Origin of the sequence: Azospira sp. APE16 (genome assembly GCF_047901315.1) — a bacterium.
Taxonomy (GTDB): domain Bacteria; phylum Pseudomonadota; class Gammaproteobacteria; order Burkholderiales; family Rhodocyclaceae; genus Azospira; species Azospira oryzae.
This window is the reverse complement of sequence record NZ_CP179682.1, coordinates 1,827,295-1,841,275: the sequence shown is the minus strand read 5'-3', so window position 1 is coordinate 1,841,275 and position 13,981 is coordinate 1,827,295. Positions and strand designations below refer to the sequence as shown.

Here is a 13,981-nt window from a genome sequence, read left to right as displayed (position 1 = left end):
ACACAAAGGTAAGTACCCATGCCCTCCTCCCCACTCGCCGTTCCGGCCCCCACTCCCGCCGAGACACCGACCCTGGCCGAACTGATGCGCCGGGGCGACGTCTTTTCCGACCGCTGCCCCTCCCGGGAAGTACTGCAGCACGTCACCAGCCGCTGGGGCGTGCTGGTGCTGGTGGCCCTGCTGGAGGGCACCCACCGCTTCAGCGACCTGCGGCGCAAGGTGGCCGGCGTCAGCGAACGCATGCTGGCCCAGACCCTGCAATGGCTGGAGGCCGACGGTCTGGTGCGGCGCCAGGCCTTCCCGGTGGTGCCGCCCCATGTGGAATACAGCCTGACGGGCCTGGGCCGGGAGGCCGGGGCGCGGGTCCAGGCCCTGGCGGACTGGATCGAGGGCAACCTGGCGGACATCCTGGCTGCCCGGGAGACGGTGCAGCGGGACAAGTCCGCCAACCGCCCCAAATAGGGGCTCGCGACCATGACCTCCAGCAACTTCCGCCTGCGCCCCATGCAAGGGGCCGACCTGCCCGCCGTGCTGGCGCTCCAGGCCCGGGCCTACGCGCCCTTCTTCCATGAGGACGAAGCCGTCTTTCGCGGCAAACTGGCGGCCTTTCCGGACTGGTGCTGGGTGGCGCAGATGGCGGACGGCGAACTGGCCGCCTACCTTTTCACCCAGCCCGCCCGCCTGGGCCGCCCGCCCTGTCTTGGCGACGGCGGCGGTAGCCAAGGGGATGGCGCCGACACCCTGCACCTGCATGACATGGCCGTCAGCCCCCTGGCCCGGGGGGCAGGGCTGGCGGCCCGCATGACGGCCCATGCCATGAAGGCCGCACAGAAAGCCGAGTTCCGGCATGGCCGCCTGCGGTGGGCCAGCCTGATTGCCGTCCAGGGCTCCGTGCCCTACTGGGCCCGTCACGGCTTCGTTCCCGGGCAGGTAGCGCCCGATCTTTCCTCCTACGGGCCGGGAGCGGCCTACCTGGTCCGCCCCCTGGCTCCCAAGCTGCTGCCCTAGCCCCCCACCACGCCACCGTCTTCGCGCCGGATCACCACGGTGCCGGAACGGGGCCGGCCGGCCGGCGTTTCCGGGAACTGGCTGTGGGGCCAGTGGGAAATGGCGGTGGCCTTGGCCGGCTCGGAACGCTCGCTGGCCGGCTCCCCCGGGTGCTGGATATTGACGAACAGGGTCCGCCCGTCCGGCGTGCTGGTGATGCCGGTGATCTCGCAGCCCTTGGGCCCGGTGAGGAAGCGCTTGACCTGGCCCGTCGCCACGTCGGCCACGAGCATCTGGTTGTTGCCCAGGCGGGCGTAGTCGCCCTGGTTGAGGACGCTGGTGGAAACGTCGGTCTGGATCCACAGGCGGCCGGCGGCGTCGAACCACAGGCCATCCGGGCTGCCGAAGGCATCGCCCTTGATGTTGCCGCGGCGGGAAGCCTCCGGATGCTGGGGGTCGCCGGCCAGGAGGAAAATGTCCCACTCGAAGTCCAGGCTGCCGGCGTCGTGCCGGCCTTTGGCCGGGGTCTCGCGCCAACGCACGATGTGGCCGAAGACGTTGTCGGCCCGGGGATTGGCGGCATTGAGCCCGGGCACTTCACTGGTACCGCGCTTGACGTTGTTGGTGAGGGAAACATAGACCTCGCCGCTCTTGGGATGGACGGCGATCCACTCGGGCCGGTCCATTTTGGTGGCGCTCACCTGGTCGGCGGCCTGGCGGGTACGGATCAGCACCTGGGCCTGGTCGGCAAAGCCGTTTTCCGCCGTAAGGCCGTTCTTGCCGTGTTCCAGGGCCACCCAGCGCCCCTTACCCTCCTCGCCGAACTTGGCCACGTACAGGGTGCCTTCGTCCAGCAGGCTGGCGTTGGCAGCCCGGTCGCCGGGCTGGTAGATGCCCCTGGAGACATACTTGTAGATGTACTCGAAGCGCTCGTCGTCGCCCATGTAGACCACCACCCGGCCATCCGCCGCCAGGGTCACGGTGGCGCCCTCGTGCTTGATGCGGCCCAGGGCGGTGCGCTTGACCGGCGGCTGCATGGGGTTCCACGGATCGATTTCCACCACCCAGCCGAAACGGTGGGGCTCATTGGGGTGCTTGGCGGCGTCGAAGCGCTCGTCGAACTCGTGCCAGCGATAGCCAGCGGTCTTGTCGTTGATGCCGTAGCGTTTCTCGTCCGGCGTGGCGCTCCTGCCGGCCTTGAAGTAGCCGTTGAAATTCTCTTCGCAGGTCAGGTAGGTACCCCAGGGCGTATGGCCCATGGCGCAGTTGTTGAGGGTGCCGAAAATGAGCCGGCCGTGGGGGTCCTGGGCGGTTTTCAGGCCGGCACTGCCGGCGGCCGGGCCGGAGACGGTGATGGCGCTCTGGGCCGTGATGCGGCGGGCGTAGGCGGAAGGCCGTACCACCTGCCAGCGGCCGCCCTCCTCCTTCACTTCGATGACTGAAACCCCGTGGGCCGCCTGGGACTTGGCCACCTTCTCGGCAGACCAGTCGGCCATGCCGCCGGCGTGGAGCAGACCGTCGTCCGTATATTCGTGGTTGATGCACATCAGGCCGTGAGTGGAAGAGAGCTTCCTGCCCTCGACGAAGGGGAAGAAATGCATGCCGTCGTGGTGGCTGCCGGACTGCAGGCGCTGCTCGGCGGCACTGTTGCCCCCATCGGCCCGATAGGCGGGGCCGTCGGACACCGGGTCGCCCCAGGCATAGAGCAGTTCGGCCCGGTAACCGGCCGGCACCCGTACCTGATCCAGCTGGGAAACCGGGATGGGATCGAAACCAATGGGCACCTTGGCCGCCCGCCCGGCATCGGAAGCCGCGCTGACGGCTGCTGCCGGCATGGGCAGGCCGGCCAGGGCAGCGGCTCCCAGGCCGCCGGCCAGCATCTGGCGGCGGCCTGGACTGGTCAGATCGAGAAGATGGGGATTGGGACTGGCATTGCTGCAACAGGCGTCGTCGAAGTCTTTCATGGGAGCCTCGTGGCGAAAACGAGCCATTGTTCGCGCCCCATGTGACAGAACCATGACAGGTGGAAAGGGGTTGGGGGTGCCAACGGCTCAGGCAAGACTTGCAGGGGGAAGAATAATGCCGGACAATTTTGTGAAATATTTCACACAAGTGATCGCCATGGATCAATTTGAAGCCCGCCGTCGCCGCGAATGGATGCTCGTTGGCCTGGTCCTGCTGCTGGCCGTGCTGGCCAACCTGCCCCACGACCTGAGCCAGGCCCTGCATCTCAACACCAACTACCTGGTGGCCGTCCTCGGCCTGATGGTGCTGCTGGCCCTCTTCCTTTACGTCCGCTTCACCTTTTTCCTGCTCTACGCCCTGCTGGTGGTCGGCGCCAACCTGCCGGACCAGTGGGCCGATGGCCTGGGCGTATCGCGCATGCCCCTGCTCATCGCCCTCGGCTTCATGGTGGCCGGTTCCCTGGTGAATCAGGTCACCCGCCTGGTGCCGAGCGGCCTGGAGCCCAAGCCCAAGGTGAAAAGCAGCGAAGGCACCCGAGCCCTGTGCGGCGCGGTAGAACGGAACAACCTGTCCCTGGCCCGCCGCGTCCTGGCCATGGAGATCGATCCCAACCAGATGGACGAACAGGGTCGTCTGCCCCTGGCGATGGCCGCCATGAACGGCCACCTGCCCCTGGTACAGGCCCTGCTCCAGGCCGGCGCCAATCCGACCCAGGCGGCCGGTGACGGCCAGACCGCCCTGATGCTGGCGCAGCAGCACGGCCATGCCGAAGTTGTGAGTGCCCTGCGGGAGACCTTGAAGGATCGGCAGGACGACGAAATGCCGCGCCTCAACCCGGATTCGAGCTTCATCCGGACCTGATCCCCAGGACTCGGAATAAAAAAACCGGACTTCGCGTCCGGTTTTTTATTGGGCCAGGCTGCCTGATATCTATCGGCAGAACGGCACACTCACTCCCACTCGATGGTGGCGGGCGGTTTGCCGGAGACGTCGTACACCACCCGGTTGAGGCCGCGGACTTCGTTGATGATGCGGTTGGAGACCTTGCCCAGCAGCTCGTAGGGCAGATGGGCCCAGTGGGCGGTCATGAAGTCGCTGGTGACCACGGCGCGCAGGGCCACCACGTTTTCGTAGGTGCGGCCGTCGCCCATGACGCCCACGCTCTTCACCGGCAGGAAGACGGCGAAGGCCTGGCTGGTCAGGTCGTACCAGCTCTTGCCGATATCGGCCTCGGTGCAGGCGCCGGCGGCCACGTCCCGCTCGGTGGCCAGGGTGGCGCGCAGTTCGTCGATGAAAATGGCGTCGGCCCGCTGCAGCAGCTTGGCGTACTCCTGCTTCACCTCGCCCAGGATGCGCACGCCCAGGCCGGGACCGGGGAAGGGATGGCGGTAGACCATCTCCCGGGGCAGCCCCAGGGCCACGCCCAGTTCCCGCACCTCGTCCTTGAACAGCTCGCGCAGGGGCTCCAGCAGCTTGAGGTGCATGTCTTCCGGCAGGCCGCCCACGTTGTGGTGGCTCTTGATGGTGTGGGCGCCCTTCTTGCCCTTGCCGGCGGATTCGATCACGTCCGGGTAGATGGTGCCCTGGGCCAGCCACTTGGCGGCGGAGAGCTTTTTCGATTCGGCCTGGAAGACCTCCACGAATTCCTTGCCGATGATCTTGCGCTTCTGTTCCGGGTCGGAAACGCCGGCCAGCTTGCCCATGAAGTCGTCCACCGCATCGACGCGGATGACCTTGACGCCCAGGTTGCGGGCGAACATGTCCATCACCATGTCGCCTTCGTTGAGGCGCAGCAGGCCGTGGTCCACGAAGACGCAGGTGAGCTGGTCGCCGATGGCCTTGTGGATCAGGGCGGCGGCCACGCTGGAATCGACGCCGCCGGAGAGGCCCAGGATGACTTCTTCACTGCCCACTTGGGCGCGAATGGCTGCCACAGCCTCGGCAATGTAGTCGCCCATGACCCAGTCGGTGCCGCAACCGCAGATGCCGTGCACAAAGCTTTCCAGGATGGCCCGGCCCTTCACGGTGTGGGTCACTTCCGGATGGAACTGGACGGCGTAGAACTTGCGTTCCTCGTCGGCCATGCCGGCGATGGGACAGGAAGGGGTGGAAGCCATGAGCTTGAAGCCCGGCGGCAGTTCCATGACGGAATCGCCGTGACTCATCCACACCTTGAGCATGCCGTGGCCTTCGGGGGTGGTGAAGTCGGCGATGTCCTTCAGCAGGGCGGTATGGCCGTGGGCGCGGACTTCGGAATAGCCGAATTCCCGGGCCTTGCCGGCGGCTTCGGCGGTCATCACGGTGCCGCCCAGCTGCTGGGCCATGGTCTGCATGCCGTAGCAGATGCCCAGCACGGGGATGCCCAGTTCGAACACCACCTTGGGGGCCCGGGGGGTATCGCCCTCGGTCACGGAGCTGGGGCCACCGGAGAGGATGATGCCCTTGGCGCCGTAGTTGCGGATGAACTCTTCCGACACGTCGTAGGGGTGGATTTCGCAGAAAACCTTGGCCTCCCGCACCCGGCGGGCGATGAGCTGGGTGACCTGGGAACCGAAGTCGAGAATGAGGATTTTCTGGTGGGCCATGATGGGTCTGCTATGTGGGCAATAGGGGCGATGAAGCCGATGCTATGAAAAAGGGCGGCCTAGTTGGAACTGGCCGCCCTTGCTTGGTCCCGGAGGATCAGTCCTGGTGGTAGTTGGGCGCTTCCTTGGTGATCTGCACGTCGTGGACGTGGGATTCCCGGACGCCGGCAGCGGTGATCTCGACAAACTCGGCGGTCTCCCGCATCTGGTCGATGGTGGCGCAGCCCACATAGCCCATGGAGGCGCGCAGGCCGCCCATCAGCTGGTGGATCACGGCCAGCACGGAACCCTTGTAGGGAACCCGGCCTTCGACGCCTTCCGGCACCAGCTTGTCCACGTTGGCGGTGTTGTCCTGGAAGTAGCGGTCGGAGGAGCCGGCCTGCATGGCGCCCAGGGAGCCCATGCCCCGATAGGACTTGTAGGAGCGGCCCTGGAACAGTTCCACTTCGCCCGGGGCCTCTTCGGTACCGGCAAACAGGCCGCCCAGCATGACGCAGTTGGCGCCGGCGGCAATGGCCTTGGAGATATCGCCGGAGAAGCGGATGCCGCCGTCGGCGATCATGGGCACGCCGGTGCCCTTGAGCGCTTCGGCCACATTGGTGATGGCGGTGATCTGGGGCACGCCGACGCCGGCCACGATACGGGTGGTGCAGATGGAGCCGGGGCCGATGCCGACCTTGACGCCGTCAGCGCCGTGATCGACCAGGGCACGGGCGGCGGCGGCGGTGGCGATGTTGCCGCCGATCACTTCCACATGGGGGAAGTTCTGCTTGACCCACTTGACCCGGTCCAGCACACCCTGGGAATGACCGTGGGCGGTGTCCACGATCAGCACGTCCACACCGGCGGCGGCCAGCAGTTCTGCCCGCTCCTCGGTGCCGGCACCGACGCCGATGGCGGCGCCAACGCGCAGGCGACCGGCTTCGTCCTTGTTGGCCAGGGGGTGCTCGGAGGTCTTGAGGATGTCCTTGACGGTGATCAGGCCCTTCAGTTCGAAGTCGTCATTGACCACCAGCACGCGCTCGATGCGATGCTCGCGGATCAGTTCCTTGGCCTCTTCGATGCTGGCACCTTCCTTGACCGTGACCAGGCGCTCCTTGGGGGTCATGATCTTGGTCACCGGCTGATCCAGCTTGCCTTCAAACCGCAGGTCCCGGTTGGTGACGATACCCACCACCTTCTTGCCTTCCAAGACCGGCAGGCCGGAAATCTTGTGCTGGCGGGTCAGGGCCACCACTTCACCGATGGTCATGCTGGGGGTGATGGTGATGGGATCCTTGAGGATGCCGGCTTCGTGGCGCTTGACCTTGGAAACTTCGGCGGCCTGGGCCTTGGCCGAGAGGTTCTTGTGCACAATGCCGATGCCGCCTTCCTGGGCGATGGCGATGGCCAGGCGGGCTTCGGTCACGGTGTCCATGGCGGCGGACACCAGGGGCAGATTCAGGGAGATGTTGCGGGTCAGGCGGGTGGCCAGGCTGACGTCGCGAGGCAGGATGTTGGAATGGGCGGGGACAAGCAGGACGTCGTCGAACGTCAAGGCCTTCTGGATTACACGCATGGCTTTGATCCGGAGTCTCAAAAACGTATTATACGGGACTGGATTACCCTCGGAAAAGAGCCTAGGCATGCCCATCTTCCCATTCCGGCCTGCGACATCCTCCGGCAACCGTCCCCATATTGCCCGAATCGCTGCCATATCCCTACTTTTCGCAGCCACTTCGGCACTGGCACAAATTTATACCTGGAAGGACGAAAACGGCCGCACCGTCATGTCCGACAAGCCTCCCGTGGGCAAGGTGCAGCAGAAACGGGTGATTGATACGCCTCCTGCCGGCAGTGTCCAGACGCCCCCACCGAAGAGCCTGGCGGAAAAGGAAATGGAATTCCGCCAGCAGCAGAAAATCCGGCAGGACAAGGCGAAAGAGGCTGAAGAGGAGGCTGCCCAGCAGAAGAAGCGCAAGGACAACTGCGATGCAGCCCGCCGCAATCTGGCGCTTTATCAGTCCGGAGAGCGCATCGCCCGCCGCAACGACGCCGGCGAACGGGAAATTCTCGACGACAGCCAGCGGGCTGCGGAAGCAGCCAAGGCACAGCAAGCGGTCAATGAATGGTGCAAATAGCGCTGCAGCAGATCTGATTCGATAAAAAAGGCGGCTTCAAGCCGCCTTTTTCATTCGCCGGAGCCTTCGTCCCCGGCTCCCTTCTTCATCACCTTGCCTTCGGCGGCCCGCTGCTTGCGCACCTCCTTCGGGTCGGCGATGAGGGGGCGGTAGATTTCCACCCGGTCCTTGTCCCGCAGCACCCCGTCGGCCTTGGCCAGCTTGGCGAAGATGCCCAGCTTGTTCTTGGCCAGGTCGATTTCCGGATATTTCTCCAGCAGGCCCGAGGCCTCGATGGCCTGGCGCACGGTGGCGCCCTCCTCCAGCTTGACGGACACCAGGTCCTGCTTGCGCTGCTGGGCGTAGACGACTTCGACGTTGATTTTTTCAGCCATAAATCTGGGCCGCACGTTTGACGAAGGCTTCGACGAACGTATTGGCAATGTGATTGAAGACGGGACCGATCACCTTTTCAAAGAGCTTGCTGGAAAACTCGTAGCTCAGGGTGAATTCGATCTTGCAGGCCTTTTCCGCCAGAGGCTTGAATACCCAGCGCCCCTCGAGGCGGCGGAAGGGACCATCCACCAGGCGGATGTTCATCCACAGGGGAATTTCCTTCTCATTCTCGGTGGTGAAGTGGCTTTTGACGCTGTGATAGTTGATATGCAGGGTCGCCGCCGTCTTCTGCCCGTCGCGGAACTTCAGTTCCGTGGAGCTGCACCAGGGCAGGAACTGGGGATAGTCCTCCACCCGGTCCACCAGATCGAACATCTGCTGGGCCGAAAACTCGATCAATACTGATTTTTCCACCAGGGCCATGGGCGGCCTTTTTCTCGGAATCCTTGTAGAATGGCGCATTTTAGCGGAAAGCCCGGCCCAATGAGCATCACCACCAACAAGAAAGCCTTTCACGACTACTTCGTCGAGGAGAAGATCGAAGCCGGTCTCGCCCTCGAAGGGTGGGAAGTGAAGGCCATTCGTGCCGGACGGGTGAATCTCAAGGAATCCTACGTCGTCATCAAGAACGGCGAAATCTGGCTGCTGGGCATGCATTTGACGCCCCTCTACACCGCCTCCACCCACGTCCATCCCGAAGCCACCCGCACCCGCAAGCTGCTCTTGCACCGGGAGCAGATCGACAAGCTCATCGGCAAGGTGGAACGGGCCGGCTTCACCCTCGTCCCCCTGGACCTGCACTACACCCGGGGCCGGGTGAAGGTGGAAGTGGGCCTGGCCAAGGGCAAGAAGATGCACGACAAGCGGGAAACCGAGAAGCAGCGCGACTGGGACCGGGAAAAGCAGCGCCTGATGCGGGTCAAGGTCTGATGCTGCTGGCCGATCTGCTCTACTGGGTCGGCCTGGTGGCCGTGGCGGTTGGTGCCGCCACCGGCGTCTTTGAAGCCGAACGCAAGGGCATGGACCTGGTCGGCACGGTCATGGTGGCGGTGGCCACGGGCCTGGGCGGCGGCACGGTGCGGGACCTGCTGCTGGACCGCAATGTCTTCTGGGTGGTGGACCAGACCTATCTGATCACCGCCTTCGCCACCGGCATTCTCACCTTTTTCATCGTCCGCCGGCGCCCCATCTCCCCTCGCCTTTTCCTCTATCCGGATGCCCTGGCCCTGGCCCTGTTCGCCGTCCTCGGCACCCAGGCCGCCCTGCACTGGCATGCGCCCTGGCTGGTGGCCAGCCTCATGGGCGTCATCACCGGGGTGTTCGGCGGCGTACTGCGGGACATCTTCTGCAACCAGGTGCCCCTGATCTTCCTTCCCGGCGAACTCTACGCCTCGGCCGCCCTGGCCGGCTGCCTGCTGCTGATCGGCCTGCAGGCCCTCGGCGTTTCCCCGGTCTGGGCCGCCTGGCTGGCGGCGGCGCTGATCTTTGGCCTGCGCTGGGCCGCCATCGTCTTCAAGATTTCCCTGCCTACCTTCAAGGCCCGGACCTAGCCGCCGGCCGCGGTGGCTGGCCATTTTCGGTCCCGCCCCAGCATCTCCCCCACAAGCCAGCACGGATGCGCCTCTCCAGGCACCCGATCCGGAAAACCGCATGCCTTCTACCTCCCGGGGCATGCCAAGAAAAAAGGCGCCGAGTTGTGCACTCGGCGCCTTTTCCGCAGTCGTCAGGGAGACGGGGCTCCCTTTTCGTTTAGCCGGCCTTGTGGGCGCCCAGGCGGGTCCAGGTGTCCACCACCGTATCCGGGTTGAGGGAGATGGAGGAGATGCCCTGGTCCATCAGCCACTCGGCCAGATCCGGATGGTCGGAGGGGCCCTGGCCGCAAATACCGACGTACTTGCCCTTCTTGTTGGCGGAGGCGATGGCCATGGCCAGCAGGGTCTTCACCGCCGGGTCCCGCTCGTCGAAGAGGGAAGCCACCAGACCGGAGTCACGATCCAGGCCCAGGGTCAGCTGGGTCAGGTCGTTGGAGCCGATGGAGAAGCCGTCGAACACTTCCAGGAACTGGTCGGCCAGCAGGGCGTTGGAGGGAATCTCGCACATCATGATCAGCTTGAGATTGTTCTCACCCTGCTTGAGGCCATGTTCGGCCAGCAGGCTGACCACGCCCTTGCCTTCATCGACGGTGCGCACGAAGGGCACCATCAGTTCCACGTTGGTCAGGCCCATTTCTTCGCGGACCTTCTTCATGGCCCGGCATTCCATCTCGAAACAGTCGCGGAAGGTGCTGGCGATGTAGCGGGAGGCACCGCGGAAGCCCAGCATGGGGTTTTCTTCCTCGGGCTCGTAGAGGTCGCCGCCCAGCAGCTTGCGGTACTCGTTGGACTTGAAGTCGGAGAGACGCACGATGACGGGCTTGGGCCAGAAGGCGGCGGCGATGGTGGACACACCCTCGGCCAGCTTCTCGACGAAGAATTCCACCGGATTGGCGTAACCCCGGGCGCGACGCAGGATCTCTTCCCGCTTGGAGGCGGGCAGACGGTCGATTTCCAGGATGGCCTTGGGGTGGATGCCGATGACGTTGTTGATGACGAACTCGACCCGGGCCAGGCCGACGCCGGCGCTGGGCAGCTGGGAGAACTCGAAGGCCAGCTCCGGGTTGCCCACGTTCATCATGATCTTGGTCTTGATCTCGGGCATGGCGCCCAGATCGCGGGAAGTGACCTCGAAGTCCAGCTTGCCGCGATAGACGTGGCCGGTGTCGCCTTCGGTGCAGGAGACGGTGACCACTTCGCCTTCGGCCAGGGTCTCGGTGGCGTCACCGCAACCGACGATGGCGGGGATGCCCAGTTCCCGGGCGATGATGGCGGCGTGGCAGGTACGGCCGCCACGGTTGGTGACGATGGCGGAAGCCCGCTTCATCACCGGCTCCCAGTTGGGATCGGTCATGTCGGCCACCAGCACGTCGCCGGGCTTGACCTGGTCCATCTCGGAAGGATCGTGCACCACGCGCACCGGGCCGACGCCGATCTTCTGGCCGATGGCGCGGCCGGAGGCCAGCACCTTGGAGAAGGACTTGAGCTTGAACTTCTCGACGCGGCCGTGGCCTTCCTGGGACTTTACAGTCTCGGGACGGGCCTGCAGGATGTACAGCTTGCCGTCCACGCCATCCTTGCCCCACTCGATGTCCATGGGACGCTGGTAGTGCTTCTCGATGATCATGGCGTAGCGGGCCAGCTCTTCCACTTCGGCATCGTTGATGGCGAAACGGTGACGCTCGGCCTCGGCCACGTCCTCGGTGATGGTGGACTTGCCGGCCACCTTCTCGGCGGAGAAGGTCATCTTGATCAGCTTGGAACCCAGGTTGCGGCGGATCACGGCCTTCTTGCCGGCGGCCAGCATGGGCTTGTGCACGTAGAACTCGTCCGGGTTCACGGCGCCCTGCACCACGGTCTCGCCCAGGCCATAGGAGGCGGTGACGAAGACGGCGTCGCGGAAGCCGGATTCGGTATCCAGGGTGAACATCACGCCGGCGGCACCCTTGTCGGAACGCACCATGCGCTGCACGCCGGCGGACAGGGCTACCTCGGCGTGGGTGAAGCCCTTGTGCACGCGGTAGGAGATGGCGCGGTCGTTATAGAGGGAGGCGAACACTTCCTTCATGGCGTGAAGGATGTTGTCGAAGCCGTGGATGTTGAGGAAGGTTTCCTGCTGGCCGGCGAAGGAAGCGTCGGGCAGGTCCTCGGCGGTGGCGGAGGAGCGCACGGCGAAGGAGGCGTCGGCGGTGGAATCGGCGATCAGGGCGTCGTAGTGGGCCTTGATCTCGTTCTGCAGCTGGGCCGGGAACGGGGTGTCGATGATCCACTGGCGGATCTTGGCACCGGCAGCCAGCAGGGCATTGACGTTGTCCACGTCCAGGTTGGAGAGTTCAGCCTCGATGCGGGCGGCCAGGCCTTCATGGGCCAGGAACTCCCGATAGGCATGGGCCGTGGTGGCGAAACCGCCGGGAACCCGCACACCGGTATTGGCCAGCTGGCTGATCATTTCGCCGAGAGAGGCGTTCTTGCCGCCGACACGGTCCACATCTGTCATGCGCAGCTGGTCGAAACCGATTACATAATCGCTCATGAAGTCCTCTGAAGATTGTTTCAAAATCGGGAAACCGCTATTTTAGCGCCTTCCACAACACTTGACCCGCCGATTAGGGAAATCCATGACTCAAGCGCCGTCCCATCTCCCCTCCCGCACCATCTTCTTCATCTCCGATGGCACGGGCATCACCGCTGAAACCCTGGGACACAGCCTGCTCACCCAATTCGAGGGTGTGCGCCTGAAGATGGTGCGGATTCCCTTCGTCAATTCCACGGACAAGGCCCGGGAATGCCTGGAGCGACTGAAGGAGGCGACCATCCTGGACGGCGCCCGGCCCATCGTCTTCTCCACCCTCATCGACCGGGACCTGAACCGCATCCTGAGCGAGGCCAACGTCCTCTGCCTCAATTTCTTCGACACCTTCATCGTGCCCCTGGAGGCGGAGCTGGGCGTCAAGTCCACCCACACCATTGGCCGCACCCACGGCTCCATCGACACCAACGACTACAAGCAACGCATCGAGGCCATCAACTACACCCTGTCCCACGACGACGGCGTCACCAACCAGGGGCTGGAGCAGGCCGATGTCATTCTCGTCGGCGTCTCCCGCTGCGGCAAGACGCCCACCAGCCTCTACCTGGCCATGCAGTTCGGGGTCAAGGCCGCCAACTTCCCCCTCATTCCGGAAGACTTCGAGCGCATGAAAATGCCCGACAGCCTGGTCAAGCACCGGGAGAAGCTGTTCGGCCTCACCATCCAGCCCGAGCGCCTCAATCAGATCCGCAGCGAGCGGCGCCCCAACAGCAAGTACGCCTCCCTGGAAAACTGCCGCTACGAGGTCAAGGAGGCGGAAAAAATGATGCGCCAGCACGACATCCGCTGGCTAGATTCGTCCACCAAGTCCATCGAGGAAATCTCCACCACCATCATGCAGGAAGTGAAGCTGGAACGGCTGAGCTTCTAACCCCGTCGCCCTACAAGGCAGCAGGGGCGCCATTCTCCAGCCATAGGCCGGGAAGAATGGCGCCCCTGCTGCATTTCAGGCCGGGCCGCTTTAAGGTACTGATCTCGCTGCTGCGGCTCAGCGCCGCTGGCGCACCGTCTCGAACAGGCAGATGGCGGCGGCAGCAGCCACGTTGAGGGATTCGCTGCCCCCCGGCATGGGAATGGCCAGGGGCGCATTGGTCAGGGCCAGCACGGCGGGCCGCACGCCCTGCCCTTCGGAACCGAAGACCCAGGCCACCGGGCCGCGCAGGTCCGCATCGAAGAGGTCGCCCTGGGCCCCCAGGCAGGTAACGGCGGCCTTGCCGCCATAGCCGGCCAGGAAGGCGCAGAGGTCCTGGTTCTCATGGATGACCGTCTGGAAATGGGCGCCCTGCCCCGCCCGCAGGGTCTTGGGTGCCCAGGCCTGGGCGCAATCCGCGCTCAGCAGCACCTGGCGGAAACCGGCGGCGGCGGCGCTGCGCAGGATGGAGCCCAGGTTGCCCGGGTCCTGCACGCCGTCCAGCAGCACCGCATCGCCCTGGGCGTCGGGGCCGGCGGCGGGCACCGGGGTATTGATGAGGCCGACGATGCCGGTGGGCGTATCCACCAGCCCCAGGTCTTCGAACAGGCGCTCGCTCAGCACCGTCTGCTTGATGCCGGCGGAGGCGGCCAGGTAGGCGGCGATTTCGGGCTTGTCCCGGGCCGCCTCGCTGACGAACAGCTCCCGTACCTTCTGGAAGCGTTCCTCGTAGGCCGTCAGCAGATGCATGCCGTCGAGCACGGAAAAGCCGGTCTTGCGCCGCTCCCGGCCGGACTGGCAGAGGCGCCGCAACTGGCGGTAGGCGGGATTGTCGGGGGATTCGACGAAGCGCATGG

The 13,981-nt window shown here is 65.0% G+C and carries 14 protein-coding genes; 7 read left to right on the top strand and 7 right to left on the bottom strand.

What is annotated here, in order from left to right; translation table 11 throughout:
• The first annotated feature begins 18 nt into the window (after positions 1 to 18).
• Positions 19 to 462 carry a winged helix-turn-helix transcriptional regulator gene (locus ACLSSQ_RS08780; RefSeq protein ID WP_014237697.1) on the top strand — a complete coding sequence of 148 codons (444 nt, stop codon included), beginning with the start codon at positions 19 to 21 and terminating at the stop codon, positions 460 to 462.
• Positions 463 to 474: 12 nt separating this feature from the next.
• Entirely contained in the window at positions 475 to 1,008 is a 534-nt protein-coding gene (locus ACLSSQ_RS08775) for a GNAT family N-acetyltransferase (RefSeq protein WP_014237698.1), read from the top strand.
• Here ACLSSQ_RS08775 and ACLSSQ_RS08770 read toward each other — a convergent pair.
• Positions 1,005 to 2,951 carry a PhoX family protein gene (locus ACLSSQ_RS08770; protein ID WP_014237699.1) on the bottom strand — a complete coding sequence of 649 codons (1,947 nt, stop codon included), beginning with the start codon at positions 2,949 to 2,951 and terminating at the stop codon, positions 1,005 to 1,007. The genes ACLSSQ_RS08775 and ACLSSQ_RS08770 overlap by 4 nt on opposite strands.
• Before the next feature lie 157 nt (positions 2,952 to 3,108).
• Here ACLSSQ_RS08770 and ACLSSQ_RS08765 point away from each other — a divergent pair, with 157 nt between their 5' ends.
• Positions 3,109 to 3,813: an ankyrin repeat domain-containing protein gene (locus ACLSSQ_RS08765; RefSeq protein WP_157870640.1), complete on the top strand. Its 705-nt coding sequence runs from the start codon at positions 3,109 to 3,111 to the stop codon at positions 3,811 to 3,813.
• 89 nt (positions 3,814 to 3,902) lie between these two features.
• On the opposite strand, the gene guaA is transcribed toward ACLSSQ_RS08765, so the two are convergent.
• Both guaA and guaB read right to left on the bottom strand, forming a co-directional pair.
• Positions 3,903 to 5,537: a glutamine-hydrolyzing GMP synthase gene (guaA, locus tag ACLSSQ_RS08760; protein WP_014237701.1), complete on the bottom strand. Its 1,635-nt coding sequence runs from the start codon at positions 5,535 to 5,537 to the stop codon at positions 3,903 to 3,905.
• A 97-nt stretch (positions 5,538 to 5,634) separates the two neighbouring features.
• Positions 5,635 to 7,095 carry an IMP dehydrogenase gene (guaB, locus tag ACLSSQ_RS08755; RefSeq protein ID WP_014237702.1) on the bottom strand — a complete coding sequence of 487 codons (1,461 nt, stop codon included), beginning with the start codon at positions 7,093 to 7,095 and terminating at the stop codon, positions 5,635 to 5,637.
• Between the two features lie 67 nt (positions 7,096 to 7,162).
• Between guaB and ACLSSQ_RS08750 the strand changes: the two genes are divergently transcribed.
• The gene (locus tag ACLSSQ_RS08750; RefSeq protein ID WP_157870641.1) at positions 7,163 to 7,657 is read left to right on the top strand and encodes a DUF4124 domain-containing protein; all 495 of its coding nucleotides are present in this window, start codon (positions 7,163 to 7,165) and stop codon (positions 7,655 to 7,657) included.
• Positions 7,658 to 7,707: 50 nt separating this feature from the next.
• Here the strand turns inward: ACLSSQ_RS08750 and ACLSSQ_RS08745 are convergent, their stop codons facing one another.
• Complete coding sequence (locus ACLSSQ_RS08745; protein ID WP_014237704.1) at positions 7,708 to 8,031, bottom strand: RnfH family protein; 324 nt, start codon at positions 8,029 to 8,031, stop codon at positions 7,708 to 7,710.
• On the bottom strand, positions 8,024 to 8,455 hold the full coding sequence (locus ACLSSQ_RS08740) for a type II toxin-antitoxin system RatA family toxin (protein WP_014237705.1): 432 nt from the start codon (positions 8,453 to 8,455) through the stop codon (positions 8,024 to 8,026). The genes ACLSSQ_RS08745 and ACLSSQ_RS08740 overlap by 8 nt, the downstream gene beginning before the upstream one ends.
• 60 nt (positions 8,456 to 8,515) lie before the next feature.
• Here ACLSSQ_RS08740 and smpB point away from each other — a divergent pair, with 60 nt between their 5' ends.
• Both smpB and ACLSSQ_RS08730 read left to right on the top strand, forming a co-directional pair.
• Positions 8,516 to 8,962 (top strand): SsrA-binding protein SmpB, encoded by a 447-nt coding sequence (gene smpB, locus ACLSSQ_RS08735; RefSeq protein WP_014237706.1) that lies wholly within the window; start codon positions 8,516 to 8,518, stop codon positions 8,960 to 8,962.
• Positions 8,962 to 9,582, top strand: coding sequence for a trimeric intracellular cation channel family protein (locus ACLSSQ_RS08730; RefSeq protein ID WP_014237707.1), 621 nt, complete (start codon positions 8,962 to 8,964; stop codon positions 9,580 to 9,582). The genes smpB and ACLSSQ_RS08730 overlap by 1 nt, the downstream gene beginning before the upstream one ends.
• A gap of 199 nt (positions 9,583 to 9,781) precedes the next feature.
• On the opposite strand, the gene ppsA is transcribed toward ACLSSQ_RS08730, so the two are convergent.
• Positions 9,782 to 12,157: a phosphoenolpyruvate synthase gene (gene ppsA / locus ACLSSQ_RS08725; RefSeq protein ID WP_014237708.1), complete on the bottom strand. Its 2,376-nt coding sequence runs from the start codon at positions 12,155 to 12,157 to the stop codon at positions 9,782 to 9,784.
• Between the two features lie 85 nt (positions 12,158 to 12,242).
• Between ppsA and ACLSSQ_RS08720 the strand changes: the two genes are divergently transcribed.
• Positions 12,243 to 13,085: a pyruvate, water dikinase regulatory protein gene (locus tag ACLSSQ_RS08720; RefSeq protein ID WP_014237709.1), complete on the top strand. Its 843-nt coding sequence runs from the start codon at positions 12,243 to 12,245 to the stop codon at positions 13,083 to 13,085.
• 117 nt (positions 13,086 to 13,202) lie between these two features.
• Here ACLSSQ_RS08720 and ACLSSQ_RS08715 read toward each other — a convergent pair whose 3' ends face one another.
• Positions 13,203 to 13,979, bottom strand: coding sequence for a TrmH family RNA methyltransferase (locus ACLSSQ_RS08715; protein ID WP_014237710.1), 777 nt, complete (start codon positions 13,977 to 13,979; stop codon positions 13,203 to 13,205).
• Positions 13,980 to 13,981: the final 2 nt, after the last annotated feature.